The 25473-nt window shown below is 71.5% G+C and carries 23 protein-coding genes and 2 pseudogenes; 7 read left to right on the forward strand and 18 right to left on the reverse strand.

From position 1 onward, the window contains the following. Positions 1-136: 136 nt before the first annotated feature. Both ACZ5CW_RS38815 and ACZ5CW_RS38820 read left to right on the forward strand, forming a co-directional pair. Positions 137-928 carry a hypothetical protein gene (locus ACZ5CW_RS38815; RefSeq protein WP_468610116.1) on the forward strand — a complete coding sequence of 264 codons (792 nt, stop codon included), beginning with the start codon at positions 137-139 and terminating at the stop codon, positions 926-928. Between the two features lie 129 nt (positions 929-1057). Next, positions 1058-1474 (forward strand): hypothetical protein, encoded by a 417-nt coding sequence (locus ACZ5CW_RS38820; protein WP_468610118.1) that lies wholly within the window; start codon positions 1058-1060, stop codon positions 1472-1474. A gap of 62 nt (positions 1475-1536) precedes the next feature. Here the strand turns inward: ACZ5CW_RS38820 and der are convergent, their stop codons facing one another. From der to aroH, 5 genes are all read right to left on the reverse strand, one after another. Then, the gene (gene der / locus ACZ5CW_RS38825) at positions 1537-3018 is read right to left on the reverse strand and encodes a ribosome biogenesis GTPase Der (RefSeq protein ID WP_468610120.1); all 1482 of its coding nucleotides are present in this window, start codon (positions 3016-3018) and stop codon (positions 1537-1539) included. Between the two features lie 78 nt (positions 3019-3096). Further along, on the reverse strand, positions 3097-3684 hold the full coding sequence (locus ACZ5CW_RS38830; protein WP_468610180.1) for a lysophospholipid acyltransferase family protein: 588 nt from the start codon (positions 3682-3684) through the stop codon (positions 3097-3099). Positions 3685-3746: 62 nt separating this feature from the next. After that, complete coding sequence (cmk, locus tag ACZ5CW_RS38835; RefSeq protein ID WP_468610122.1) at positions 3747-4442, reverse strand: (d)CMP kinase; 696 nt, start codon at positions 4440-4442, stop codon at positions 3747-3749. Positions 4443-4541: 99 nt separating this feature from the next. Continuing rightward, positions 4542-5627: a prephenate dehydrogenase gene (locus tag ACZ5CW_RS38840; protein ID WP_468610124.1), complete on the reverse strand. Its 1086-nt coding sequence runs from the start codon at positions 5625-5627 to the stop codon at positions 4542-4544. Beyond that, the gene (gene aroH, locus ACZ5CW_RS38845; protein WP_468610126.1) at positions 5624-5986 is read right to left on the reverse strand and encodes a chorismate mutase; all 363 of its coding nucleotides are present in this window, start codon (positions 5984-5986) and stop codon (positions 5624-5626) included. Before aroH ends, ACZ5CW_RS38840 begins: the two co-directional genes overlap by 4 nt. Positions 5987-6145: 159 nt before the next feature. On the opposite strand from aroH, the gene ACZ5CW_RS38850 reads away from it, so the two are divergent. Together ACZ5CW_RS38850 and ACZ5CW_RS38855 are read left to right on the forward strand one after the other, a co-directional pair. After that, positions 6146-6598, forward strand: a complete 453-nt coding sequence (locus ACZ5CW_RS38850) for a Rieske (2Fe-2S) protein (protein ID WP_468610128.1) — start codon at positions 6146-6148, stop codon at positions 6596-6598. 22 nt (positions 6599-6620) lie between these two features. Then, positions 6621-7364 carry a nucleotidyltransferase domain-containing protein gene (locus ACZ5CW_RS38855; protein WP_468610130.1) on the forward strand — a complete coding sequence of 248 codons (744 nt, stop codon included), beginning with the start codon at positions 6621-6623 and terminating at the stop codon, positions 7362-7364. Here the strand turns inward: ACZ5CW_RS38855 and ACZ5CW_RS38860 are convergent. From ACZ5CW_RS38860 to ACZ5CW_RS38910, 11 genes are all read right to left on the reverse strand, one after another. After that, positions 7290-8039 (reverse strand): nucleotidyltransferase domain-containing protein, encoded by a 750-nt coding sequence (locus ACZ5CW_RS38860; protein WP_468610132.1) that lies wholly within the window; start codon positions 8037-8039, stop codon positions 7290-7292. The two genes, ACZ5CW_RS38855 and ACZ5CW_RS38860, sit on opposite strands and share 75 nt — an antisense overlap. A gap of 4 nt (positions 8040-8043) precedes the next feature. After that, positions 8044-9063 (reverse strand): ADP-ribosylglycohydrolase family protein, encoded by a 1020-nt coding sequence (locus tag ACZ5CW_RS38865; protein WP_468610134.1) that lies wholly within the window; start codon positions 9061-9063, stop codon positions 8044-8046. Positions 9064-9119: 56 nt separating this feature from the next. Further along, positions 9120-10181, reverse strand: coding sequence for a pseudouridine synthase (locus ACZ5CW_RS38870; protein ID WP_468610136.1), 1062 nt, complete (start codon positions 10179-10181; stop codon positions 9120-9122). A 13-nt stretch (positions 10182-10194) separates the two neighbouring features. Beyond that, positions 10195-10845: an SMC-Scp complex subunit ScpB gene (scpB, locus tag ACZ5CW_RS38875; RefSeq protein ID WP_468610138.1), complete on the reverse strand. Its 651-nt coding sequence runs from the start codon at positions 10843-10845 to the stop codon at positions 10195-10197. Next, positions 10842-11951, reverse strand: coding sequence for a segregation and condensation protein A (locus tag ACZ5CW_RS38880; RefSeq protein WP_468610140.1), 1110 nt, complete (start codon positions 11949-11951; stop codon positions 10842-10844). The genes scpB and ACZ5CW_RS38880 overlap by 4 nt, the downstream gene beginning before the upstream one ends. An 18-nt stretch (positions 11952-11969) precedes the next feature. Beyond that, positions 11970-12518 (reverse strand): hypothetical protein, encoded by a 549-nt coding sequence (locus ACZ5CW_RS38885; protein ID WP_468610142.1) that lies wholly within the window; start codon positions 12516-12518, stop codon positions 11970-11972. Then, entirely contained in the window at positions 12503-13636 is a 1134-nt protein-coding gene (locus ACZ5CW_RS38890; protein ID WP_468610144.1) for a ParA family protein, read from the reverse strand. The genes ACZ5CW_RS38885 and ACZ5CW_RS38890 overlap by 16 nt, the downstream gene beginning before the upstream one ends. A 425-nt stretch (positions 13637-14061) precedes the next feature. After that, positions 14062-15177, reverse strand: a complete 1116-nt coding sequence (gene ald / locus ACZ5CW_RS38895; protein ID WP_468610182.1) for an alanine dehydrogenase — start codon at positions 15175-15177, stop codon at positions 14062-14064. Positions 15178-15325: 148 nt separating this feature from the next. Next, entirely contained in the window at positions 15326-17392 is a 2067-nt protein-coding gene (locus ACZ5CW_RS38900) for a tetratricopeptide repeat protein (protein ID WP_468610146.1), read from the reverse strand. A gap of 164 nt (positions 17393-17556) precedes the next feature. After that, a complete protein-coding gene (locus ACZ5CW_RS38905) occupies positions 17557-18183 on the reverse strand; it encodes an NUDIX domain-containing protein (RefSeq protein WP_468610148.1) in 627 nt (208 codons plus the stop codon). Between the two features lie 101 nt (positions 18184-18284). After that, positions 18285-19952: a CTP synthase gene (locus ACZ5CW_RS38910; RefSeq protein WP_468610184.1), complete on the reverse strand. Its 1668-nt coding sequence runs from the start codon at positions 19950-19952 to the stop codon at positions 18285-18287. Between the two features lie 529 nt (positions 19953-20481). On the opposite strand from ACZ5CW_RS38910, the gene ACZ5CW_RS38915 reads away from it, so the two are divergent. Beyond that, positions 20482-22284, forward strand: a complete 1803-nt coding sequence (locus ACZ5CW_RS38915; protein ID WP_468610186.1) for a glycoside hydrolase family 15 protein — start codon at positions 20482-20484, stop codon at positions 22282-22284. A 90-nt stretch (positions 22285-22374) separates the two neighbouring features. Here ACZ5CW_RS38915 and ACZ5CW_RS38920 read toward each other — a convergent pair. Both ACZ5CW_RS38920 and ACZ5CW_RS38925 read right to left on the reverse strand, forming a co-directional pair. Beyond that, positions 22375-22628: pseudogene (locus tag ACZ5CW_RS38920) on the reverse strand (RNA polymerase subunit sigma-70); the annotation flags it as partial. A 9-nt stretch (positions 22629-22637) separates the two neighbouring features. Continuing rightward, positions 22638-22926 (reverse strand): annotated as a pseudogene (locus ACZ5CW_RS38925) (oxidoreductase); the annotation flags it as partial. Between the two features lie 243 nt (positions 22927-23169). On the opposite strand from ACZ5CW_RS38925, the gene ACZ5CW_RS38930 reads away from it, so the two are divergent. Next, the gene (locus ACZ5CW_RS38930) at positions 23170-23907 is read left to right on the forward strand and encodes a flavodoxin family protein (RefSeq protein ID WP_468610150.1); all 738 of its coding nucleotides are present in this window, start codon (positions 23170-23172) and stop codon (positions 23905-23907) included. A 370-nt stretch (positions 23908-24277) separates the two neighbouring features. Further along, positions 24278-25471, forward strand: coding sequence for a molybdopterin-dependent oxidoreductase (locus ACZ5CW_RS38935; protein WP_468610152.1), 1194 nt, complete (start codon positions 24278-24280; stop codon positions 25469-25471). Positions 25472-25473 lie beyond the last annotated feature (2 nt).

Below are 25473 nucleotides of genomic sequence, written 5' to 3' on the forward strand. Positions count from 1 at the left end.
GGTTCGAACCGGTTCGGCTCGGGGCGTGACTCCCACCACAGGACGTCCGTTGTCTTCTTCATGAGCCCGCAACCCCGGGGCTCATCGGCCGGGAGCCACCCGGCCGACCCAGCACCGCATCCCGAGGGAGCCACCCGTGCCGCGCATGCTCGACGTCAGCGACGCCGTACGCGCCGAGATCGGCGACGAAGAAGCCGACCGGCTGCTCGCCGGAGAGAACGCCCCGGGCAGTTACGACTGCACGTCCTGTCGCACCCCGGGCGACTCCGAGCAGGAGCGCACCAGCACCGTTCTGTTCATCGGCGACGAGACCGCCGTCCTCGCCTTCGCCCACGCCGGCTGCCTGCCCTCGCAGGTCGTCCAGGTCACCGAGGAGCAGCTGCAGGGTGCCGTTCGTTCCATCGGCGGCGCCGGTGGCGGCTTCGGCGGCGCCGCCCAGCAGCAGGCGGCGCCCGAGCAGGCGGTGCTCGGCGTGACGAGCGGGCTGATCCTGGTCGAGGGCGAGTTGCACCCGGCGCTCGTCGTCGAGCCGACCTCGCCGATCGTGCGCCCGGGCACCCTCGGGGCCGGCGACGACTTCCTCCCGCTGCTCATCGAGCAGGGCTACATGCCGGTGACCGAGCTGACCTCGGTGCCGCCGGTGCTGCACGGCTGGTCGGTGCTGCTCGCCGTGGGCCAGCTGCACGCGGTGCTCCAGCCCGGCGCCCACGGGGGGCAGCCGGTCGCCTGGTGGCAGGCGCATCAGCCGCTGCAGGTGACGGACAGCTGGCGGGCGGCGGCCAACAAGCACCAGCAGGTACTGATGTTCGCGGCGCCGGTGGGGTCGATCGGGCGGCAGCCGCGGGAGGACCTGCTGCGGGAGGCGCTGGACAAGGCCGCCGCGAACGGGCAGTTGGTCGCGGCGGCGCTTCCCCTTGCCGGGACCTGACAGTAGCCCGGCGGGTGGGGGGTTGCGCGTGATCCGGCGGGCGCGGGCCGTCCGTGGTTTCTCGCGTGGCTCCCCGCGCCCCTGACGCGGTGACCGCATCCCTTCGAGGTTCCGGTCGTTTGGACATACGTGCACGCATACGACACTCCCCCTCCCCGCCGGTCCTCGTTCGCCTCCGTTCCGTCCGCTCGCGCGGGGCAGGAGGGGTCCGGCGGGCCATCGGCCACGCCGATCTACGACTCGCTCTACGCGGAATGGGTCAAGAGCTTTCGTACGCTGCCGGGTGACCGCAGCGGCGAGGAGAACCTGCGGTTCAGCGCCTTCGGGGACTTCCCGGACGGTCTCGGGTCGTACGGCGGGCACCGGGCGGGGTCGTTCACCAGCTCGTACAGCGCCTACAGCGCCGGGGCGTACAGCGCGCGGCAGCAGTCGCACTCCCACCCGCAGTGGCAGCGGGTCGGCACGCTCGGGCGGCAGCAGGACACCGGGATGCACCATGTCCCGGCGGCGCTGCCGCTGCCCCCGGGACCGCGCCGAGGGACGTGACGGACGGACGGTGAAGGGCGGCCCCCGGATCTCCGGGAGCCGCCCTTCACGTCGTACGGCTGCTACTTCTTCTTGGCGCCGCGCTTCTCGCGCACCCGCACCGAGATGTGGATCGGGGTGCCCGCGAAACCGAACTCCTCGCGCAGCCGGCGCTCGATGAAGCGCCGGTAGCCCGCCTCGATGAAGCCGGAGGCGAAGAGCACGAACCGCGGGGGCTTGGTGCCGGCCTGGGTGCCGAAGAGGATGCGCGGCTGCTTGCCGCCCCGGACCGGGTGGGGGTGGGCCGAGACCAGCTCGCCGAGGAAGGCGTTGAGGCGGCCGGTGGGGACGCGGGTCTCCCAGCCGGCGAGGGCGGTCTCGATCGCCGGGACCAGCTTCTCCATGTGCCGGCCGGTCTGGGCCGAGACGTTGACGCGCGGGGCCCAGGCGACCTGGCCCAGCTCGGTCTCGATCTCCCGCTCCAGGTAGTAGCGGCGCTCCTCGTCGAGGGTGTCCCACTTGTTGAAGGCGACGACCATCGCGCGGCCCGCCTCGACGGCCATGGTGACGATCCGCTGGTCCTGTACGGAGATGTTCTCGGAGGCGTCGATCAGGACGACCGCGACCTCGGCCTTCTCCACGGCGGCGGCCGTGCGCAGGGAGGCGTAGTAGTCGGCGCCCTGCTGGAGGTGGACGCGCTTGCGGATACCGGCGGTGTCGACGAACTTCCAGGTCTTGCCGCCGAGTTCGATCATCTCGTCGACCGGGTCGCGGGTGGTGCCCGCCAGCTCGTTGACGACGACGCGCTCCTCGCCGGCGACCTTGTTCAGCAGGGAGGACTTGCCGACGTTCGGGCGGCCGATCAGGGCGATGCGGCGCGGGCCGCCGACGGCCGTGCCGAAGCTCTGCTCGGGTGCCTCGGGCAGCGCCTCCAGGACGGCGTCCAGCATGTCGCCGGTGCCGCGGCCGTGCAGGGCGGAGACCGGATGGGGCTCGCCGAGGCCGAGGTTCCAGAGGTAGGCCGCGTCGGCCTCGCCGCTCGGGCCGTCGACCTTGTTGGCGCACAGCACGACCGGCTTGCCGGCCTTGCGCAGCAGCCGTACGACCGCCTCGTCGGTGTCGGTCGCGCCGACCTTGGCGTCGACGACGAAGACGACCGCGTCGGCGGCCTCGATCGCGTACTCGGCCTGGGCGGCCACGGAGGCGTCGATGCCGAGGACGTCCTGCTCCCAGCCGCCGGTGTCGACGACCTTGAAGCGGCGGCCGGCCCACTCGGCCTCGTAGGTGACGCGGTCGCGGGTGACACCGGGCCGGTCCTCCACGACCGCCTCGCGGCGGCCGATGAACCGGTTGACCAGCGTCGACTTGCCGACATTGGGGCGGCCGACGACGGCGAGCACGGGCAGCGGACCGTGGCCCGCCGCCTCGATGGCGCCCTCGACGTCCTCGATGTCGAAGCCCTCTTCCGCGGCTAGCTCCATGAACTCCGCGTACTCGGCGTCGCCGAGAGCCCCGTGGTCGTACTCGTGCTCAGCCGAGCCGCCGGGCTGGTTCTGGTCGTTCATGAAGTCCGTACCTCGTCGTTCATTCGTGGTGATCGGTGGAACGGCCCCGCGTGGGCTGATCCACTACTCAAGTGTCGCCTAGCGCCCGGTCAGGCGCCTGGCGTTTTCCAGGTGGCTGGTGAGCTGCTTCTGGATGCGCTCGGTCGCCTCGTCCAGCGCCCTGCGCGTGCGCCGCCCGCTGCCGTCGCCCGCGTCGAAGGGGTCGCCGAAGACGACGTCGACGCGGGAGCGCAGGGGCGGAAGCCCCTTTATCAACCGTCCGCGCCGCTCGGAACTTCCCAGTACGGCGATGGGCACGATCGGCGCCCCGCTGCGGACCGCGAAGTAGGCGAGCCCGGCGCGCAGGGAGGCGAAGTCGCCCTCGCCCCGGGTGCCCTCCGGGAAGATGCCGAGCACTCCCCCGGCCTCGAGCAGGCCGAGGGCCTGGGTGATGGCGGTGCGGTCGGCGGACGTGCGGTCCACCTTCAGCTGGCCGATGCCGGTCAGGAACGGGTCCAGCGGGCCGACGAACGCCTCCTTCTTGATCAGGAAGTGCGTCGGCCGGGGCGCCACGCCCATGACCATCGGGCCGTCGATGTTGTGGGAGTGGTTGACCGCGAAGATCACCGGTCCGGTCGCGGGCACCTTCCAGGCGCCGAGCACGCGCGGCTTCCACAGCCCGAACATCAGGCCGACGCCGATGCGCCGCCCGACCTCGGCACCCCGCTCCGAGGGGATCGACGGCTGGGTCACTTCCCGGCCCGCTTCTCCTCGACCAGCGTGACGACGCACTCGATGACCTGGGCGAGGGTCAGCTCGGTGGTGTCCACCTCGACCGCGTCGCCGGCCTTGGCGAGCGGCGAGGTCTTGCGGCTGGAGTCGGCCGCGTCGCGCTTGATCAGGGCCTCGCGGGTGGCGTGTATGTCGGCACCCTTCAGCTCGCCGCTGCGGCGGGCCGCGCGGGCCTCCGGGGAGGCGGTGAGGAAGATCTTCAGGTCGGCGTCCGGCAGGACGGTGGTACCGATGTCCCGGCCCTCGACCACGATGCCGTTCTCCGCGCCGGTGGCCAGCGAGCGCTGCAGTTCGGTGATCCGGGCGCGCACGTCGGGCACCGCGCTGACCGCGCTGACCTGGGAGGTGACCTCCTGGGTGCGGATCGGTGCGGCCACGTCCACGCCGTCGACCGTGATGGTCGGGGCGGCCGGGTCGGTGCCGGAGACGATCTCCGGCTTGCCCGCCACGGCGGCGATGGCGGTGGGGTCCTCGAGGTCGATGCCGTTGGTCACCATCCACCAGGTGATCGCCCGGTACTGGGCACCGGTGTCCAGGTAGCTGAGGCCGAGCTGCGCGGCCACGGCCTTCGACGTGCTCGACTTGCCCGTGCCGGAGGGACCGTCGATGGCGACGATCACGGGCTTGGCGGTCGGGGCGGCGCCGTTTTCCACGGGAGGGCACCTTCCTGGTGAAGGGTGGTGGGCGGGGTGCGGGACGCGAGGGCGCCCCGCACAAGGTTACTGGCTCGCGGGAGGCGCCCTCACCGGGCATTACCGGCGCAGGGCCCAGCCCCGCTCGCGCAGTGCCTGCGTCAGCGCCGCCGCCGCCTTCGGCTCGACCATGAGCTGGACGAGGCCGGCCTGCTGACCGGTCGCATGCTCGATGCGTACGTCCTCGACGTTGACCCCGGCCCGTCCCGCGTCGGCGAAGATGCGGGCCAGCTGGCCGGGCTGGTCGTCGATGAGCACGACGACGGTCTCGTACACCCGCGGCGCGCTGCCGTGCTTGCCGGGTACCCGCACCTGGCCCGCGTTCCCGCGGCGCAGCACGTCCTCGATGCCGATGCCGCCCTCGCGCCGCTTGTCCTCGTCGGAGGACTGCAGGGCGCGCAGGGCCCGCACGGTCTCGTCCAGGTCGGTGGCGACGTCGGAGAGCAGGTCGGCGACCGGGCCCGGGTTCGCGGACAGGATGTCGATCCACATACCCGGGTCGGAGGCGGCGATCCGGGTCACGTCCCGGATGCCCTGTCCGCACAGCCGTACGGCCGCCTCCTCGGCGTGCTCCAGGCGCGCGGCGACCATGTTGGACACCAGGTGGGGCATGTGCGAGACGAGGGCGACGGCACGGTCGTGGGCGTCGGCGTCCATGACGACCGGGACGGCCCGGCAGTGCGAGACCAGCTCCAGGGCGAGGTTCAGCACCTCGGTGTCGGTGTCGCGGGTCGGGGTGAGCACCCAGGGGCGGCCCTCGAAGAGGTCGCCGGTGGCGGCCAGCGGGCCGGACTTCTCGCGGCCGGACATGGGGTGCGTGCCGATGTAGGCCGTGAGGTCCAGGCCGAGCGCCTCCAGCTCGCGGCGCGGGCCGCCCTTGACGCTGGCCACGTCCAGGTAGCCGCGGGCCACGCCCCGGCGCATGGCGTCGGCGAGCACGCCGGCCACGTGCGCGGGCGGGGCGGCCACGATCGCCAGGTCGACGGGTCCCTCGGGGGCCTCGTCGGTGCCCGCGCCCAGCGCGGCGGCCGTCCGGGCCTGCTCGGGGTCGTGGTCGGCGAGGTGGACGGTGACCCCGCGCTGGGCGAGGGCGAGGGCGGCGGAGGTGCCGATCAGCCCGGTTCCGATGACGAGTGCGGTTCTCACTGGGCGATGTCCTTGCGCAGGGCGGCCGCGGCGCCGAGGTAGACGTGGGAGATGCCGGTGCGGGGCCGGTCCGAGTCGACGTGCGCGAGGACGCGCACGACGCGGGGCATGGCGCCCTCGATGTCGAGTTCCTGGGCGCAGATCAGGGGGACGTCGACGATGCCGAGCTTGCGGGCGGCGGCGGCCGGGAAGTCGCTGTGCAGGTCGGGGGTGGCCGTGAACCAGATGCTGATCAGGTCGTCGGCGGTCAGTCCGTTCCGTTCCAGGATGGCGGTGAGCAGTGCTCCGACCTGCTCGTCCATGTGTCCGGCCTCGTCCCGTTCGAGTTGGACGGCCCCCCGGACCGCTCGTACCGCCACGGCGCTGCTCCTCGCTGACAGGTGTGTCTGTGCTGGCCCGTCCAGCGTAGTCAGCCCGCGCGGACGGGGCGCGCGGCGCCCGATGACTGAGACGATGCGATCGTTCCGGTATGCACCGGTTTGACCCCTTGTTCTTCATCGTCTGTACGGAGTGGTGACATGACCCAGCCAGCGACGCGGCGCACGGTTCTGGCGACGGGCGCTGCGGCGCTCGCCGCGCCCTGCGTGGGATGCGGCGGCAACAACGACCAGAGTTCCTCGGCGTCCGTCTCCCCGGCGTCCGCCTCCTCAGCGTCCGCCTCCTCGGCGTCCGGCTCCCCCGAGGGGCAGGAGCTGGCGAAGACCACGGACATCCCGGAAGGCGGCGGCAAGGTCTTCAAGCCCCAGAAGGTCGTGGTCACCCAGCCGAAGAAGGGGGAGTTCAAGGCGTTCTCGGCGATCTGCACGCACCAGGGCTGCACGGTGAACCGGGTGGCGGACGGCACCATCGACTGCCCCTGCCACGGCAGCAAGTTCCAGATCGCCGACGGCGCGGTGGCCCACGGCCCGGCGTCCAAGCCGCTGCCCACCAGGGAGATCACGGTGGAGGGAAATTCGATCCGCCTGGTGTGAGGCGCCCGCGTACGCTCCGGGCATGCAGCCCGAGCACCTGGTACGCGACCACACGATCTACACCTGTGTCATGGGTTCCCGGGCCTTCGGCCTGGCGACGGACGGGAGCGACACCGACCGGCGGGGCGTGTTCCTCGCTCCCACTCCCCTCTTCTGGCGGTTCGAGAAGCCGCCGACCCATGTGGAGGGGCCGGGCGAGGAGCGGTTCTCCTGGGAGCTGGAGCGGTTCTGCGAGCTGGCGCTGCGCGGCAACCCGAACATCCTGGAGTGCCTGCACTCCCCGCTGGTGGAGCAGCTGGACGACACCGGCCGCGAGCTGCTGTCCCTGCGCGGCGCCTTCCTCTCCCGCCAGGTCCACACCACCTTCACCCGCTACGCCCTCGGCCAGCGCAAGAAGCTCGACGCGGACGTCCGCACGACGGGTGCACCGCGCTGGAAGCACGCGATGCACCTGCTGCGGCTCCTGATGAGCGCCCGCGACCTGCTGCGGACCGGGCAGCTGCGCATCGACGTGAGCGACCAGCGGGAGCCCCTGCTCGCGGTGAAGCGCGGCGAGGTGCCGTGGGCGCGGGCCGAGGCGTGGATGGTCCGGCTGGCGGCCGAGACCGAGGAGGCCGTGCGGGCCACCCCGCTGCCGCCGGAGCCGGACCACGCGCGCGTGGCGGACTTCCTCTTCCGGGTGCGCCGCGCCTCAGCCCTGCAGGCGCAGCCGTACGACCAGGTCGTGCAGGGCGTCGTACGCGGTGGGCGCGTCGGGGAGGGCTGAGGCGTCCTGCGCCTCGTCGAGCAGCGCGTGCAGCCGCTCCACGTCGGCCTCCACGCGCGCGTGGACGACCTCGGCCGCCCCGTGCTCCCGCTGCGCCTTGGCGGCTATCAGCTCGGGCAGGTAGCCGGGGGCGTCCACCTGCTCCAGGAGCGTGGGCAGATGGGCCTCGACCTGGCCGCTGCGCATGAGGTGGATGCCGGTGAGCAGCACCCGGAACGTGTAGAGCAGCGGCTTGAGTTCGCCGGTCTTCTCGAACAGCCGCCACTGGGTGACGGCGAATCCGCGGTAGTGGTGGGCGTGGTGGCCGGTGAGGACGCCCGGCACGAGCGAGGCCAGTTCCCGGTGCGCCTCGCTGCTGTGCACGACCAGGGGGGAGAGCAGCTGTTCCAGGACGTAGCCGTTGCGGCGGAGCATCAGCCGTACGAACTTGCGCAGGTCGTGGGTGACGAGGTCCAGCTCGACACCGAACCGCACCCAGGCCCGTGACCGGGTCTCCTCCGGTTCGCGCAGCCCGACGAGTTCGGCCGCCGGCAGCAGATGGACGCCGCGCAGGTCCACGTCCGAGTCCTGCGAGGGGAAGCCGTACAGGTGGGCTCCGGAGACGGTCGCGAACAGCAGGGGGTCGGGCTGTTCCGCGACCACGGGTGCGAGGTCGACGTCGAGGTCTTCGATCATGGGCCTAAGCGTCCCAGAGCGCGCCCAGGGCCAACAGGTCGCCTCGGTACTCGATCCGCCCGGTCCAGTCGGCAGGCCAGGCGTCCGCGCCCAGCCAGGCGCCCGCGAAGGCGCCGGTGAGGCAGGCGATGGAGTCGGAGTCGCCGGCGGTGCACGCGGCCCGGCGCAGGGCCGTGACCGGCTCGTCCGGGAAGAGCAGGAAGCACAGCAGCCCGGTGGCGAAGGCCTCCTCGGCGATCCAGCCCTCTCCGGTGGCCAGGCACGGGTCGGCCTCCGGGGAGGCGGTCCGTACGGCCTCCTGGAGGCGGTCCAGGATCTCCAGGCACTCGTCCCAGCCGCGCGCGATGAAGTGCTCGGGGCTGGGGTCCTGGGAGCGGGTCCACAGGTCGCCGAGCCAGGTGTGGTCGTAGCGGGTGCGGTGGTCCAGCGCGTACGAGCGCAACCGGCCGACCAGACCGGCCGGGTCGACGCCCTGCGCGAGCAGGTGGACGGCGCGGACGGTGAGGTCGGAGGCGGCCAGCGCGGTGGGGTGGCCGTGGGTGAGCCCGGACTGCAACTGGGCGGCGCCGGCGCGCTGTTCGTCGCTCAGGCCCGGGGCGAGCCCGATGGGGGCGACGCGCATGTTGGCGCCGCATCCCTTGGAGCCGACCTGACTGGCGTCCTGCCAGAGGCGCCCCTCCTCCGTCAGGAGGTCGCACGCGGTCAGGCAGGTGTTGCCCGGGGCCCGGTTGTTCTCCGGCGACCGGTACCAGTCCACGAACTCCTCGCGCAGCGGCCGCTCCAGCCGCTTCGGCGCGAGGAGTCCGCGCTCCATGGCCGTCCGGAGCCCCCGTCCGAGAGCGAGGGTCATCTGCGTGTCGTCGGACACCCGGGCGCGCTGCGGCAGCTCCATCTCCCGCCAGGGCCCGAACATCGTGTGGATCAACGGCACGGTCTTGAACTCGGTCGGGTAGCCGAGGGCGTCCCCGAGGGCGAGACCGAGAAGTGCTCCCGTTGCGGCACGTTTGGACACGCGATTCACCATCCCCTTTTATCGTCACTCTGACAATAAAAGGGGATGGTGATCACGGCAAGTCCGTTCTAGAGATCGACTTCCTTCATCAGCATGCCGACCTCGGTGTTCGACAGGCGCCGCAGCCAGCCGGACTTCTGGTCGCCCAGGGTGATCGGACCGAAGGAGGTGCGCACCAGCTTCTCGACCGGGAAGCCGGCCTCGGCGAGCATGCGCCGCACGATGTGCTTGCGGCCCTCGTGCAGGGTCACCTCGACCAGGTAGTTCTTGCCGGTCTGCTCCACGACCCGGAAGTGGTCCGCGCGCGCGTAGCCGTCCTCCAGCTGGATGCCGTCCTTCAGGCGCTTGCCGAGGTCGCGCGGGATCGGGCCGACGATGGCGGCGAGGTAGGTCTTCTTCACGCCGTACTTCGGGTGCGTGAGGCGGTGCGCCAGCTCGCCGTGGTTGGTGAGCAGGATGACACCCTCGGTCTCGGTGTCCAGCCGGCCGACGTGGAAGAGCCGCGTCTCCCGGTTGGTGACGTAGTCACCGAGGCACTGCCGGCCCTCGGGGTCCTCCATGGTGGAGACCACACCGGCGGGCTTGTTCAGCGAGAAGAACTGGTACGACTGGGTCGCGACCGTCAGGCCGTCGACCTTGACCTCGTCCTTCTCCGGGTCCACGCGGCGGCCCTGCTCCAGCACGATCTCGCCGTTGATCTCCACCCGGGCCTGCTCGATCAGCTCCTCGCAGGCACGCCGGGAGCCGTAGCCCGCGCGCGCGAGCACCTTCTGCAGCCGCTCGCCCTCCTGCTCGGCGCCGGGGAAGGTCTTGGGCAGCTTGACGTCCTTCTTGCCCGCGTACCGCTCCCGGTTGCGCTCCTCGACCCGCGTCTCGTACTCGCGGGAGCGTGCGGGGGCCGTACGGCCGCCCTGCTGGGGCTTCTTCGGGCCGCCCTTGGCGCCGCCGCGGGCCGCGCCGCCGCGCCCGGACTTGGGGCCGTCCTGGGTGGCCCCGGGGCCCACGTCGTAGCGGCGCTCCTCGGGGCGGGGCTTGCGGGGCCGGCCCTGCCCCTGCTTCTGGTCCCTGTCGTTGCCGGCACCGCGGTAGTTACCGCGCCCGCCGCTCTTACCGCTGCCGCTGCTTCGCATCAAGGTTTCCGTCTTAGTCGTCTGCGTCCTGACCGCCGGGCGCGTCCGGCGCGTCCGGGTCGAACGACGGGACTCCCTCCTGGGTCTCGGCCTCGATCGCCTCAGCCTCCGGGAGGAAGGGCGCCAGCTCGGGAAGTTCGTCCAGGCCGCGCAGGCCCATCCGCTCCAGGAAGTAGTTCGTCGTCCTGTACAGGATCGCACCTGTTTCGGGTTCCGCGCCCGCCTCCTCGACCAGACCCCGTTGCAGGAGGGTGCGCATGACGCCGTCGCAGTTGACTCCGCGCACGGCGGAGACGCGGCTGCGGCTGACCGGCTGGCGGTAGGCGACGACCGCCAGGGTCTCCAGCGCCGCCTGGGTCAGCCGGGCCGTCTGGCCGTCCAGCACCAGCCGCTCGACGGCCGGCGCGTACGCGGCACGGGTGTAGAAGCGCCAGCCGCCGGCGACGAAGCGCAGCTCGAAGCCGCGGCCCTGCACGGTGTACTCGTCGGCCAGCTCGCGCAGCGCGTCCGCGATCTGCCGCCTGGGCCGGTCGAGGATCCTGGCCAGGTGCTCCTCGGTCGCGGGCTCGTCCACGACCATGAGCATCGCCTCCAGGGCGGGCTTCAGCTCGAGGTCGGCGACGCCGCGCAGCCCCGCCGGGAGTTCCGCGGTCTCCTCGCTCATGCCTTCTTCTCCTCCCCGGGCGCCTCGGGCGGCCGGTCGAACTCGTCGGTGACCATCGGCGCCGCGTCCGTGTCCCCGCCCGTCCAGCGCACGGTCAGCTCTCCGAGCGCGGCCTCCTGCTCCAGGGCGACGGCCTTCTCGCGGTACAGCTCCAGCAGGGCGAGGAACCGCGCCACGACCGTCAGGGTGTCGTCGGTGTCCGCCACGAGGGCCCGGAAGCTCGCCTCGCCCAGCTCCTTCAGCCGCGCCACCACGATCCCCGCCTGCTCCTGGACGCTGACCAGCGGGGCGTGGATGTGGTCGACGTACACCTGCGGCCTGGGCTTGGGCTGCATGGCCTTGACCGCGAGCCTGGCGAAGCCCTCGGGGCCGATGCTGATGACGACCTCGGGCAGCAGCTCGGCGTGCTCGGGCTCCAGGCCGACGGTACGGGGCCGGCGGCGGGCCTCCTCGTCGAGGCGCTCGTTGAAGATGTCCGCGATCTGTTTGTAGGCGCGGTACTGCAGCAGCCGCGCGAACAGCAGGTCCCGCGCCTCCAGCAGCGCGAGGTCGGCCTCGTCCTCCACCTCGGCGGCCGGCAGCAGCCGGGCCGCCTTCAGGTCGAGCAGGGTGGCCGCCACGACCAGGAACTCGGTCGTCTGGTCCAGGTCCCAGTCCGGCCCCATAGCCCGGATGTGCGCCATGAACTCGTCGGTGACCTTCGACAGGGCGACCTCGGTGACGTCCATCTTGTGCTTGGAGATCAGCTGGAGGAGCAGGTCGAAGGGGCCCTCGAAGTTGGCGAGGCGGACCTTGAAGACGCCGTCACGAGGCTCGTCGGGCCCGGTGGCCGCGGGTTCTGGGGGTACGGCGGCTGCGGGCGCCTCCTCGGGCTCGCCGGCGTCGTGGACGACCGTTCCACCGGGCGCGGGGGGCTCCTCCGCTCGGGCGGGGCCGGGAGCGGGTGAGGGTGGGCGCGGTGAGGGCGGGCGCAACGCCCCACCGGCAGGCGCGGGAGCCTCGGGCCCGGCCACGGACGGGCCGTCCGGCGCAGGCGGAACCACAGCCCCCGGACCCCGCCCGAGGACCCGGCGGCGCCCGGCGGAGCCGGATTCGTTCGAGGTCATGGCCCCCGAAGGCTACCGCTACCGTCCGCGCAGCCGTCGTACGAGGATGCTCGCGTCCCCACGGGACTCCAGGTCGGCCAGGACCACGGCCACCGCCTCGCGGACGATCCGCCCGCGGTCGACGGCGAGACCGTGCTCGCCGCGGAGCACGAGACGAGCGTGCTCCAGGTCCATCAGTTCCTCGGCCGACACGTACACCGTGATCTTCTCGTCGTGCCGCTCACGCCCGCTGGGCCGCCGGTTCGCCGCCCGCCCGCGCTTGCGCGGCTGTGCGGCGGCAGAACCTTCCTGCGCCGCCTGCCGCCTGGCCGGACGGGTGCGGGACTCGCCGGCCTCGGCCTGCTCGGCCTCCGCCGCGACATGCTCCGCGCCCTCTCCGTCACCGCTCTGGACCGGCACCGCCTGCGGTGCGTCCTCGGTGGCGGCCACCTCGTCGCTCTCCCCCGCGGGAGCCGGCACCCGGGCCTCACCGTTGGTCCCGCGCCGGGGACTGGACGGCTGGAGCGCCATTCCCCCTGTCGTACGGAACAGTTCGTCGGCCCCGGGCAGACTCACTCGGCGTGACACCGGGCGAGCACCTCCCTGGCGAGCTGGCGATAGGCGGCGGCACCGACGGAGTTGGAGGCGTAGGTGGTGATCGGCTCACCGGCGACCGTGGTCTCCGGGAAGCGGACCGTGCGCCCGATGACCGTGTGGTAGACGTGGTCGTCGAACGCCTCGACGACCCGCGCGAGCACCTCACGGCTGTGCACGGTGCGCGAGTCGTACATCGTGGCGAGGATGCCGTCCAGCTCCAGGTCGGGGTTGAGCCGCTCCTGGACCTTCTCGATGGTCTCGGTCAGCAGGGCCACACCGCGCAGCGCGAAGAACTCGCACTCCAGCGGCACTATCACCTTGTGAGCGGCCGTCAGGGCGTTGACCGTGAGCAGCCCGAGCGAGGGCTGACAGTCGATCACGATGTAGTCGTAGTCGGGCAGCAGCGGCTTCAGGGCGCGCTGGAGCGTCGACTCGCGCGCGACCTCGGAGACCAGCTGCACCTCGGCGGCCGACAGGTCGATGTTGCTGGGCAGCAGGTCCATGTTGGGGACCGCCGTCTTCAGGAGCACCTCGTCCGCGGACATGCCCCGCTCCATGAGCAGGTTGTAGACGGTGAGGTCCAGCTCCATGGGGTTGACGCCGAGACCGACCGACAGCGCGCCCTGCGGGTCGAAGTCCACGAGCAGCACACGCCGGCCGTACTCCGCGAGCGCGGCACCCAGGTTGATGGTCGACGTCGTCTTGCCGACGCCGCCCTTCTGGTTGCACATCGCGATGATCTTCGCGGGGCCGTGGTCGGTCAGCGGGCCCGGGATCGGGAAGTACGGCAGCGGGCGGCCGGTCGGACCGACGCGCTCACGGCGCTGGCGGGCCGCGTCGGGCGCCAGCGTCGCCGCGTACTCCGGATCGGGCTCGTACTCGGCGTCGGGGTCGTAGAAGTGCCCCTCGGGCAGTTCGTCGTAGTCGGCGAAGTGGTTGTGGGGCGCGCCACTTCCGTCGCCGGCCATGGCGTTCACGTGATGGCCATCCATGCTCTGGTGTGCTGTCCGGACCGGTTGCGGTACCGGACTCTGGTGGGCTGCGAAGGTGCGCACAGCTACGGAGCCGACAGCCTCGAATCCCGTGGGGCCCTGGCCCCGTACCGGCATTCCTGGTTGACCACCCCCGGGAGAAAATGTCGACTCATTCACAAGTCGTCTTACCTCCTTGGTGACCAGGAAACTTCTAGACAAGGTCAGCGTGGCACCATGCCGACGGTTGGCGACTCTATGGCGTGTCGGCGGTCCGCAGCAACACAATCCGCCGGACCCGGCAGGATGTGTCGGCAATGAAACATCTCGCTGTCAAGGGCGTACGGCCGTCGCACAGCAGGTTTCACCGGTGTGCGAATCGGTCGAAGGGTTACGTTCGAGGCGAGTTGACCGAGAGTCGCAAAGTGACCATACACACATCCGGCCGGACCTTGTCGGGCAAGGTCCGGCCGGGTGCGCGATGTTGACGAGACGTGTTGACGAATCGCCTTTTACCTGTGGGTGACTTAGCGACCCACCAGGTCGCGGGGGTCGGTCGGGCGTCAGCCGAGCAGGGACTCCAGCTCGACGTGGTCCAGGCCGTGCGCCTCGGCGACCTCCTTGTAAACGACCTTGCCGTCATGGGTGTTGAGACCCTTGGCGAGCGCGGCGTCGCGGCGCAGCGCCTCCACCCAGCCGTTGTTGGCGAGCGAGACGATGTACGGCAGCGTCGCGTTGGTGAGGGCGTTGGTGGAGGTGTTCGGCACCGCGCCCGGCATGTTGGCGACGCAGTAGAAGACCGAGTTGTGCACGCGGAAGGTCGGCTCGGCGTGCGTGGTGGGGCGGGAGTCCTCGAAGCAGCCGCCCTGGTCGATCGCGATGTCGACAAGGACACTTCCGGGCTTCATGCGGGACACCAGCTCGTTGGTGACCAGCTTCGGGGCCTTGGCGCCCGGGATGAGGACCGCGCCGATGACGAGGTCCGCGTCGAGGACGGCCTTCTCCAGCTCGAAGGAGTTGGACATGATCGCCTTGACCTTCGAACCGAAGATCTTGTCGGCCTCGCGCAGCTTGTTGATGTCGCGGTCGAGCAGGGTCACGTCGAAGCCCATGCCGACGGCGACCTGGGTGGCGTTCCAGCCGGAGACACCGCCGCCGATGACCACGGCCTTGGCCGGGGTCACGCCCGGGACACCGCCCGGCAGCACGCCACGGCCGCCGGCCGCGCGCATCAGGTGGTAGGCGCCGACCTGCGGGGCCAGGCGGCCCGCGACCTCGGACATCGGGGCGAGCAGCGGCAGCGCGCGGTTCGGCAGCTCCACCGTCTCGTAGGCGATGGCCGTGGTGCCGGACTCGATGAGCGCGTCCGTGCACTCCTTGGAGGCGGCCAGGTGCAGGTAGGTGAAGAGCGTCTGGTCCTTGCGGAGGCGGTGGTACTCCTCCGCGATGGGCTCCTTGACCTTCAGCAGCAGGTCGGCCGTGGCCCACACCTCGTCGGCGGTGTCGAGCAGCGTGGCACCGGCGGCGACGTACTCCTCGTTCGTGATCGAGGAGCCGAGGCCGGCGCCCCGCTCGATGACGACCTGGTGGCCGTTGCGCACCAGCTCGTGCACACCGGCGGGGGTGATGGCCACCCGGAACTCGTTGTTCTTGACCTCGCGGGGGATGCCGACCTTCACGTGGATCACGGTCCTTGGCTCAGAGGGTATGGGGGGTGCATTACATGACATACCCAGGCATGCGGGGGCACACCGGGAGACACCGCAGGAGAACGTGCGGCAGAGCCAGTTTAATGAAGGTGTTCCGACTGTCTAGCCTTTCATTGCATCAATCTTCGCCGGATGCACTGCGGATTTCGCAGGCACTCACGTCGACTTCCGGCCGTTCCTCGCTCTCCGATGGCTCCTCCACCAGCATGCGCTCGGCCGCGGCGCGGTGCAGGTGGGCCGAGGCGGGGTCGCCGAGGCGCTCCAGGGTGTCGGCCAGCCGCAGCTGCAGCGCGGCCTGCAACCGGACGTCCTCGGCGCGCCGCGCCCACTCCACCGCCTCCTGGCAGGTGCGCAGCGACTCCTCGGGCCGCCCCGCGTACTCCTGCACCCGGGCCAGTTCGCTCAACGCCCGGGCGTGGGCGGGGACATCGCCGCTCTTGCGATGGCCTGCGACGGCGGCCCGCCAGTTCCTGAGCGCCTCGCCGTAGCGGCCCGCGTAGGTGTGGGCCGTGGCGATCCGGCCGTACAGCCGGGCGGCCGGCTCGCGCTCGCCCCGGGCCAGCCGCTCGGCCAGGGCCCGGCCGAACCAGTCGGCGGCGCGGTCGTAGTCCCCCAGCTCCTGGTACGCCCCGCCTACGGATTCCATCGCCCGGCCGGTCGCGTACGGGTCGTTCGCCTCGCGTCCGGCGTCCAGCGCGGCCCGGTAGCGGGCCAGCGCGTCCCGGGTGCGGCCGGTCTGCGCGTCCAGATCGCCCAGGTTCAGCAGGGCCGCGGCCTTCTCCCGGGGCAGCTCGCGCCGCTCGGCGACATCCAGGACGAGGCCGTGGACGCCGTACAGGTCGGGAGCCGCGGCCTGGGTGCCCTCATGCGCCACGATGGCCCTGACCAGCTGGGACAGCAGCCTCCTGGCCAGGGTGTCCAGCTCCCCGTCGGCCACCGCCAGGCGCGCGGAGGCCAGCAGGGCGGGCCGCCGGATGCGCAGCCAGTCGGCGGCGGCCCGGGGGTTCGGGAAGCGCACCTCGCGGGGCATGGCGCTCAGCTTCTCCCGGGACTGCGGGCTGTCCGTCTCGGTGATCGCCCGGCAGGACTGCAGCAGCCGCACCGTCCGCTCCAGCATCCGGGCCCGGGCCAGCTGCAGCTCCGCGGGCCGCTCCTGGCTCTGGGCGAGGGCGCGCAGCAGGGGGTGCAGGCAGCCGGGGACGTCGTACTGGGGCAGCGGGGAGTCCGTCGCGCGCAGCAGGCCGAGGGCGACGAGGTCGTCCAGGACGGCGCGGGCCGCGTCGACCGAGCAGCCGGCGAGGGAGGAGGCGGTGTGCGGGTCGACCAGGCCGGCCGGGGCGAGGGAGAGCAGGCGCACCATCCGGGAGGCCGCGCCGGGCAGCTGGGCGTACACGAGCCGCAGGACGCGGGCCAGGGGGCTGGCGTCGGCGCTGTCGTCGGTGCCGCCGTGCAGCCGTTTGGCGAGGTCGGAGACGGCGGCCTGGGGACGCGCGGCGAGCCAGCCGCCGGCCAGGACCAGTGCGGCCGGGTGGCCCTGGCAGGCCTCGACCAGGCTCTCCGCGGAGCGCGGGTCGACGGTGACGCGGACCGAGCCGGTGAAGCCGGTGAGCAGTTCCACCGCGGACTTGGTGTCGAGGCCGCCGAGGGTGCAGGGGCGGACGTCGGCGATCCCGGTGAGCGGGCCGCCGGAGACGGCCACCACCAGGCAGCCGGGGGCCTCCGGGAGCAGCGCGTCGACCTGGTCGGCGCCGGCCGCGTCGTCCAGCAGGAGCAGCGCCCGCCGGTCGGCGAGGGCCGAGCGCAGCGCCTCGGTCAGGTCGTCCTCGGCGGCTCCGGCCGGGGCGGGCAGCTCCAGCGCGGCCAGCAGCTCGCGGGCGGTCCGCTCGACCGGGACGGGGGTGCCGTCGGGTTCGCTGAGCCGGGCCCGCAGCACCCCGTCGGGGTAACGCTCGGCGACCTGCCGGACGAGTTCCTCGGCGAGTGCGGTCCGGCCCGATCCGGGGCGGCCGGCGATGAGCAGCACGCGCGCGCGAGGCGCCTTGCGGCCGGAGAGGGTGTCCAGCCCCGCGCGCTCGATGTCGGCGCGCAGCTCCTTCAACTCCCGCGTACGGCCCAGGAAATGACCGTCCACGGCCGGGTGCGCGGACAGTCGCGCATCGTCTGTGTCCACCGCCTGATCCGTCACGGGCCACACTCCCGTCCCACCGCACGCGCAAGCCCGCCGGATCTTCCGGTACGGGCGTTGCCAGAGCCTAGTTCACTCTCTGCGACGTTCCGTGAGGAGCACGGCGGACACATCGCCCGATCGGATCAGGCGATGGTCACACCAGTACGCCGGACGGGCTCGGCTCAGGACTCGAAGGGGCGCGCCGGCCAGGGCGCGCCGGCCGGCCGCAGAGCGTCCAGCCCGTCCCCGGCGCGGGCGGCGACCAGCGACAGGACGCCCACCACCAGGCAGTTGTTGTGCAGGTCACCGGCCAGGACCCGGCGCACCAGCTCGTCGACCGGCACGCGCGCGTACTCCATGTCGGTCTCCTCGTGCTCCGCCTCGAAGCGCTCCCCCTCGGCCTCGGACAGATCACGGGCGAGGAAGACCCGTACGGCCTCGTCGCAGCCGCCGGGGGTGGTGTACACGTCGGTCAGCACCCGCCAGTCCTCGGCCTTGACGTGGGCCTCCTCGTACAGCTCCCGCTGGGCCGCGTGCAGCGGGTTCTCGCCGGGCACGTCGAGCAGGCCGGCCGGGATCTCCCACAGCTTGTGCCGCACGGGGTGGCGGTACTGGTTGATCAGCAGGACCCGGTCCTCCTCGTCCAGGGCGAGGACGGCGACCGAACCGGGGTGCACCTGGTAGTCGCGGCGGACCACGGAGCCGTCGGGCATGACCACGTCGTCCGTGCGGACGGAGGTCTTGTTGCCCGTGAAGGGGGTCTCCGTCGCCCGGATCTCCCACTCCTCGGGGGTGTCCTTGATCGTCATGCCCTGTCCTTCCACACGTGCAGGTAAAGAACCGGCCTCATACGGAAGCCGGGGTGCCCACCTTTGAAGGTATGCACCCCGGCCACCGTACAACTGGTGTGCTACTTCGAATTCTTCCGCTCGACGGCGGCCTTCACGAGCCCGGCGAACAGCGGGTGCGGCCGGGTCGGACGCGAGCGCAGCTCCGGGTGCGCCTGCGTGGCGACCAGGTAGGGGTGGACGTCGCGCGGGTACTCCACGTACTCGACGAGCTTGCCGTCCGGGGAGGTGCCCGAGAAGAGGATGCCGGCCTTCTTCTCCAGCTCCGCGCGGTAGGCGTTGTTCACCTCGTAGCGGTGGCGGTGCCGCTCCTCGACGTACTCCTTGCCGTCGTAGACCTCGCGGACGATGGAGCCCTCGGCCAGCTTGGCGGGGTACATGCCCAGGCGCATCGTTCCGCCCATGTCGCCCTCGCCGGAGACGATGTCCATCTGCTCGGCCATGGTGGAGATGACCGGGTGGGCGGTGGCGGGGTCGAACTCGGTGGAGTTGGCGTCCGGGATGTCGGCCAGGTTGCGGGCGGCCTCGACGACGATGCACTGCAGGCCGAGGCAGAGGCCCAGCAGCGGGACCTTGTTCTCGCGGGCGTAGCGGATCGCACCGACCTTGCCGGTCACGCCCCGCTCGCCGAAGCCGCCGGGGATGCAGATGCCGTCGACGTCACCGAGCTGGGCCTTGGCGCCGGCCGGGGTCTTGCAGTCGTCGGAGGTGACCCACTTGATCTTGACGCGGGCCTTGTTGGCGAAGCCGCCGGCGCGCAGCGCCTCGGTGACCGACAGGTAGGCGTCGGGCAGGTCGATGTACTTGCCGACCAGGGCGAGGGTGATCTCGTGGTCGGGGTTGTGGACGCGGTCGAGCAGGTCGTCCCAGGTCGTCCAGTCGACGTCCCGGAAGGGCAGGTCCAGCTTGCGCACCACGTAGGCGTCCAGGCCCTCGGTGTGCACGACCTTCGGGATGTCGTAGATGGAACGGGCGTCCGGGCAGGCCACGACCGCGGCCTCGTCGACGTCGCACATCAGCGAGATCTTGCGCTTGATGGCGGTCGGGACCTCGCGGTCGCAGCGCAGCACGATCGCGTCGGGCTGGATGCCGATGTTGCGCAGGGCGGCGACGGAGTGCTGGGTCGGCTTGGTCTTCAGCTCGCCGGAGGGGCCGATGTACGGCAGCAGCGAGATGTGCACCACGAAGACGTTGTCCCGGCCCACCTCGTGGCGGACCTGGCGAACGGTCTCCAGGAACGGCAGCGACTCGATGTCGCCGACCGTGCCGCCGACCTCGGTGATGACGACGTCCACCTCGTCGGTGGCCATGCGCCGGATGCGGTGCTTGATCTCGTTGGTGATGTGCGGGATGACCTGCACGGTGTCGCCCAGGTACTCGCCGCGCCGCTCCTTGGCGATCACGGTGGAGTACACCTGACCGGTGGTGACGTTGGCGGAGCCGTCCAGGTCCCGGTCGAGGAAGCGCTCGTAGTGGCCGATGTCCAGGTCGGTCTCGGCGCCGTCGTTGGTGACGAACACCTCACCATGCTGGAAGGGGTTCATCGTGCCCGGGTCGACGTTCAGGTACGGGTCGAGCTTCTGCATCACGACGCGCAGACCGCGGGCCTTGAGCAGCATGCCCAGGCTGGAGGCCGTCAGGCCCTTGCCGAGAGAGGAGGCGACACCCCCGGTGACGAAGATGTGCTTGGTCGTCGTGGCTGTGCTGTTTCGAAAAACAGGGGGCGGCATGGCCAAGAGGGGGCTCCCGTGGTCGCTGGCGGTGATGCGGGGCGGCTTCCGCCCGGAGGTTTCCGGGGGTGCCGTCGCTGCGGTTCGGGGGCTTCAGGCCCACCGGTCCACGGGCTACCAGGGTATCAGCGCCCGGAGGAGATGGCTTCCGGCCACGCTCCGCGCTCGGCCGGGCACGCGACGACGCCACACCTGTCACCGTGGCGCGCTCCGGTCACACCGCCGTCACCCCCTGCTCACTCGTTCGGCTCACACAGGTTGTCCGGAGCAGCACGCAGATCATCTACGTGCGTCGTATCCTGCTCGGACATTCGCTGCCGAGCCCGGCCGGAACGACGGCACACCCCCGCCACCATCACCCGGAACAACGAGAGCGCGGCAGTTCGTTGAGCTAAGACTGTCGTGTTGCCTCAGGGCTCGGCGGGCTGCTTTGCTTCACCGCTCAACGACGCATAACAACGACCCCTTGACCGCACTAGCGACAGCCCCCCTGCGCGGGGGTGACGTGGCCGTTCGACTGGAGTTGCACGTGGCCGGGCGCATCGAAGACTACGCACTCATCGGAGACATGCAGACCGCCGCACTGGTCTGCCGGGACGGCACGGTGGACTGGCTGTGCCTGCCCCGCTTCGACTCGCATGCCATCTTCGCCGGCCTGCTGGGCACCGAGGAGCACGGCTTCTGGCGGCTCGGCCCGGCGCACGCCGCCGACGCCAAGCCCCCCACCGCCGCCCGGCGCAGCTACCGCGGCGACTCGCTGATCCTCGAGTCGGAGTGGGACACCCCGCGCGGCACGGTCCGCGTGACCGATTTCATGCCGCCGCGTGACGGCGCCCCGCAGCTGATCCGGATCGTGGAGGGCGTCACCGGCCGGGTGCCGATGCGCTCGGCCCTCAGGATGCGGTTCTCCTACGGCCGGGTCGTGCCGTGGGTGCACAAGCACGAGGGCCGGACGGTGGCGGTCGCCGGTCCCGACTCCGTGTGGTTCGACACGCAGGCGGAGACCTACGGCAAGGCGCTGACCACCTACGCCGACTTCACGGTCGCCCCGGGTGACCGGATCGCGTTCACCATCTCGTGGCAGCCCTCGCACAAGGAGCCGCCGCCGCTGCCGGAGCCGGAGACCTCGCTGGAGGCGACGGAGGACTTCTGGCGCGAGTGGGTCGAGCACTGTACGTACCACGGTCCGTACCGCGAGGCGGTGATCCGCTCGCTGATCACCCTGAAGGCGCTGACGTACGCCCCCACCGGCGGCATCGTCGCGGCCCCCACCACCTCCCTGCCGGAGGACATCGGCGGCGTCCGCAACTGGGACTACCGCTACACCTGGCTGCGGGACGCGGCGATCACCCTGTCCTCGCTGCTGCGCACCGGCTACCGCGAGGAAGCCCGCGCCTGGCGCGAGTGGCTGCTGCGCGCGGTCGCCGGCGACCCGGAGAACCTGCAGATCATGTACGGCATCGCCGGCGAGCGCGAACTGGGCGAGGCCGAGCTGGACTGGCTGCCGGGCTACGAGAACTCCGCCCCGGTCCGGGTCGGCAACGGCGCCGCGCACCAGCTGCAGCTGGACGTCTACGGCGAGGTCACCGAGGCCCTGCACCTGGGCCACATGACCGGGCTCGCCCGCAACGACTACGCCTCCCTCCTCCAGCTGAAGCTGATCCGCTACCTGGAGGACCACTGGCAGGAGCCGGACGAGGGCATCTGGGAGGTGCGCGGCCCGCGCCGGCACTTCGTGCACTCGAAGGTGATGGCCTGGGTCGCGGTGGACCGCACCATCAAGCTGATCGAGTCCGGTGACGCGGACGGCCCGCTGGAGCGCTGGAAGGAGCTGCGCGACGACATCCACCGGGACGTGTGCGAGAAGGGCTACGACAAGGAGCGCAACACCTTCACCCAGTCCTACGGCTCCCAGGAACTGGACGCCTCGCTGCTGCTGATCCCGCAGATGGGCTTCCTGCCGCCGGACGACAAGCGCGTGATCGGCACGATCGAGGCCATCCAGCGCGAGCTGTCCACCCCGGACGGGTTCATCCTGCGCTACCCGACGGAGGGCGAGGACGAGGGCGTCGACGGCCTGCCCGGCGACGAGGGCGCCTTCCTGGCCTGCTCGTTCTGGATGGCGGACGACCTGGCGATGATCGGTCGGGTGGACGAGGCCCGCAAGCTGTTCGAGAAGCTCCTCGCGCTGCGTAACGACCTCGGTCTGCTCGCCGAGGAGTGGGACCCGCGCCTGCAGCGCCAGGTCGGCAACTTCCCGCAGGCCTTCAGCCACGTTCCGCTGATCGACACCGCGCTGCGGCTGACGGCCTCCGGGGCCTACGGCGGCTGAGCGGGTGCGGGAGTAAGGCGCCTGACCTCGCTGTCCGCATACGGCTGGTGCAGTCGCGTGTACTGCGCGTGGCCCCGGTCGGCGTCGTGGTCACCACTGGGTGATGAGCGGCGTGTCCGGTTCGTGCTGCCGCCAGGCTTCGGTGAGGCGGACGAGGCGGGTTGGGGGCGGCGATGCCGCGCACGGTTGCGATCTTGCCGTAGAGGATGGCGGGGGCGCCGTTGACGAGCGCGTAGTGGGCGGAGGGCGTGCCGCCGGCAAGGCGCCGTTTCGCGGGTGTGGGTTTGAAGCCGGCCCAGCGCCACCAGCCGCTCGGTGCGGCCCGAGGAGGCGGCGGCGAGGAACAGGCCGTCCAGCCTGTCCAGACGCTCGCGCAGGCGCAGGGCCGAGGGCCTGGCGGCGACGTCGAAGGCGTGCTCGGCCGCACCGGGGACTGCGGTCGTCGCCGTGGCTGCCGAGCGCGCAGAGAAGCGTGTCGTAGCCGGGTTCGCCGCCGCCGTCGGCGTCGGCCACGCGGACGACATGGCGCTCGGGGCCGACGGCGGTGACCTCTGCGTCCGCTGGGGACAGCCGGCGGGCCAGGGTCCCGGCCACGTAGGCCCCGGCATAGCCGGCGCCGAGGACGCTGATTCGGTGCTTCATACCTCGCTCCTGCCGGTTCGCCCGTTCCCGGTGGCTTGAGCGCCGAACGTAGGCACGCCCACCGGCCCCGGCCACTGATCGGCCGCCGACCATGGTGGCCGTGCGGATACCGATGCATCAAGCATGCCGAGGCCGTTCGGCGGCACTGTGATGGCGGCTGCCGCGGGCTGCCCGCAGGCTGGAGCCGGATGTGGACGCGCGCCGCCGAGCATCGTGCTGCGCAGAGGGGTTCTGGAGGACCGTGTGACCGTTTCGTCGCCCGCCACCGACACACCGCCGGCCCGATACGACGACCTGCGGGCCCTGGTGATCAACTGCACCCTCAAACGCTCGCCGGAGACGAGCAACACCCAGGGTCTGATCGACCGGAGCACCGCCATCATGGGCGCACAGGGGGTGCACGTCGATGTCGTACGGGCGGTGGACCACGACATCGCCACCGGTGTGTGGCCCGACATGACGGAGCACGGCTGGGAGAGGGACGCCTGGCCCGACCTCTACCAGCAGGTCCTGGCCGCCGACATCCTCGTCCTCGCGGGCCCCATCTGGCTGGGCGACAACAGCTCCGTGACGAAGCAGGTGATCGAGCGCCTCTACGCCTGTTCCAGCCTGCTCAACGAGGCGGGCCAGTACGCCTACTACGGCCGCGTAGGCGGCTGTCTGATCACCGGCAACGAGGACGGCGTCAAGCACTGCGCCATGAACGTCCTCTACAGCCTGCAGCACCTGGGCTACACCATCCCGCCCCAGGCGGACGCCGGATGGATCGGCGAGGCGGGCCCCGGCCCCTCCTACCTCGACCCCGGCTCGGGCGGCCCGGAGAACGACTTCACCAACCGCAACACCACCTTCATGACCTGGAACCTCCTGCACCTGGCCCGGGCACTGAAGGACCTCGGCGGCATCCCCGCCTACGGCAACCAGCGCACCGCCTGGGATGCCGGCTGCCGCCGCGACTACGAGAACCCCGAACACCGGTAGGGACACCAACCCGGACGGCTGCGTCCGCCGGGAGCAGGGGCCCGTGGACGCGACAAGCGCGGCAATCCCGGCCCGGACGCGTCGCGGACCATGCGAGCACGACTCGAAGACTGGAGGAGACGGGCCGATGGCAAGTGGCGAACGGCCGTCGGGTCCGGCCCCGACCGGTGGGTCTCGACGCCGCAGGTCGCAAGAGAAGCCACCGCAGAAGCGACTGAAGCGCCTACGTGGCACTGCGGTTGCCGCCGCTGCCGCGGGCCGTGCCCGGACTCGTGCAACGGCACAGCGCATCGGGCGGCTTCCCCCGCCCCCGGGGCCGTTCCGTCCCGGATTCTGGCGCAGTCCGATCCGCGGGCCATGGCTGACATCGGTGTTCGGACTGGTCCTCCTGATCGGCATTCCGCTGCTCTTCATCACCGGACTGCTCTCCTACGCCTCCTACAACCCCGGGCTGAGCCCCATCAACGACGAGACCCCCGACAAGGGCGTCCTGGGCTTCTACCTCTTCAGCTGGCCCACGCATCCCTACTGGTTGTACCGGCTGCTCCAGGGCGTGCACGTGACGCTGGGCGTGGTGCTGGTGCCGGTGTTGCTGGCCAAGCTGTGGTCGGTGATCCCGAAGCTGTTCGAATGGCTGCCGGTACGCTCCATCGCCCACGGCCTGGAGAGGCTGTCCCTGCTGATGCTGGTCGGCGGCGTCATCTTCGAATTCGTCACCGGCATCTTCAACATCCAGCTCTACTACGTCTTCCCAGGCTCGTTCTACCGCCTGCACTTCTACGGCGCCTGGGTGTTCATCGCCGCCTTCATCGTCCACGTGTGCCTCAGACTCGGCCGGATGACACGGGCGCTGCGCTCGCGCGGCCTGGGCGCCGAACTGCGCACCGACCTTGCCCACACCGTGCCCGAACCACCCGATCCCGACGGCCTGGTGGCAGCGGCTCCCGGCCCGCCGACGATGACCCGCCGCGGCGCGGTGGGCATGGTGGGAGCGGGATCGCTGCTCCTCCTCGTCGTGACGGCCGGACAGAGCATCGGCGGGCGGCTGCGCGGCACAGCGCTGCTCGCGCCGCACAACCGCGATCCGGGGAGCGGCCCGAACAGCTTCCAGATCAACAAGACGGCGGCGAAAGTGGGCGTCACCCCCGCGCTCGTCGGACCGAACTGGCGGCTGGAGGTTCTCGGGCGCGGAGCGCCGCGGATCTTCACCCGCGATCAGCTTCTGGCGATGTCCCAGCACGCCGCCGCACTGCCGATCGCCTGCGTGGAGGGATGGTCCACCGAAGACCAGCACTGGAGCGGCCTACGGCTGGCCGACCTCGCCGCGCTGGCCGGAATGCCCGACGCGGGAAGCGTTCTGGTCAAGTCCATCCAGCCGCCCGGCCCCTTCACCCAGGTGGTGCTGCGGGGCAACCAGATCCACGACCCCCGAGCGCTGCTCGCCCTACGCGTCAACGGCGCGGACCTCTCGCTCGACCACGGCTACCCGGCCCGCATCATCGTCCCGGCCAACCCCGGCGTGAACAACACCAAGTGGGTGCACCGGCTCACCTTCAGGGCGTGACC

It is taken from the genome of Streptomyces sp. NPDC031379 (assembly GCF_055569615.1).

Bases quoted from the DNA above. Each gene is read 5' to 3' on its own strand.
- der (WP_468610120.1), bottom strand. From the start codon at position 3,018: ATGAACGACCAGAACCAGCCCGGCGGCTCGGCTGAGCACGAGTACGAC.
- ACZ5CW_RS38830 (WP_468610180.1), bottom strand. From the start codon at position 3,684: ATGTTCGGGCTGTGGAAGCCGCGCGTGCTCGGCGCCTGGAAGGTGCCC.
- ACZ5CW_RS38850 (WP_468610128.1), top strand. From the start codon at position 6,146: ATGACCCAGCCAGCGACGCGGCGCACGGTTCTGGCGACGGGCGCTGCG.
- ACZ5CW_RS38855 (WP_468610130.1), top strand. From the start codon at position 6,621: ATGCAGCCCGAGCACCTGGTACGCGACCACACGATCTACACCTGTGTC.
- ACZ5CW_RS38860 (WP_468610132.1), bottom strand. From the start codon at position 8,039: ATGATCGAAGACCTCGACGTCGACCTCGCACCCGTGGTCGCGGAACAG.
- ACZ5CW_RS38865 (WP_468610134.1), bottom strand. From the start codon at position 9,063: ATGGTGAATCGCGTGTCCAAACGTGCCGCAACGGGAGCACTTCTCGGT.
- ACZ5CW_RS38870 (WP_468610136.1), bottom strand. From the start codon at position 10,181: ATGCGAAGCAGCGGCAGCGGTAAGAGCGGCGGGCGCGGTAACTACCGC.
- scpB (WP_468610138.1), bottom strand. From the start codon at position 10,845: ATGAGCGAGGAGACCGCGGAACTCCCGGCGGGGCTGCGCGGCGTCGCC.
- ACZ5CW_RS38880 (WP_468610140.1), bottom strand. From the start codon at position 11,951: ATGACCTCGAACGAATCCGGCTCCGCCGGGCGCCGCCGGGTCCTCGGG.
- ACZ5CW_RS38890 (WP_468610144.1), bottom strand. From the start codon at position 13,636: ATGCCGGTACGGGGCCAGGGCCCCACGGGATTCGAGGCTGTCGGCTCC.
- ACZ5CW_RS38905 (WP_468610148.1), bottom strand. From the start codon at position 18,183: ATGACGATCAAGGACACCCCCGAGGAGTGGGAGATCCGGGCGACGGAG.
- ACZ5CW_RS38910 (WP_468610184.1), bottom strand. From the start codon at position 19,952: ATGCCGCCCCCTGTTTTTCGAAACAGCACAGCCACGACGACCAAGCAC.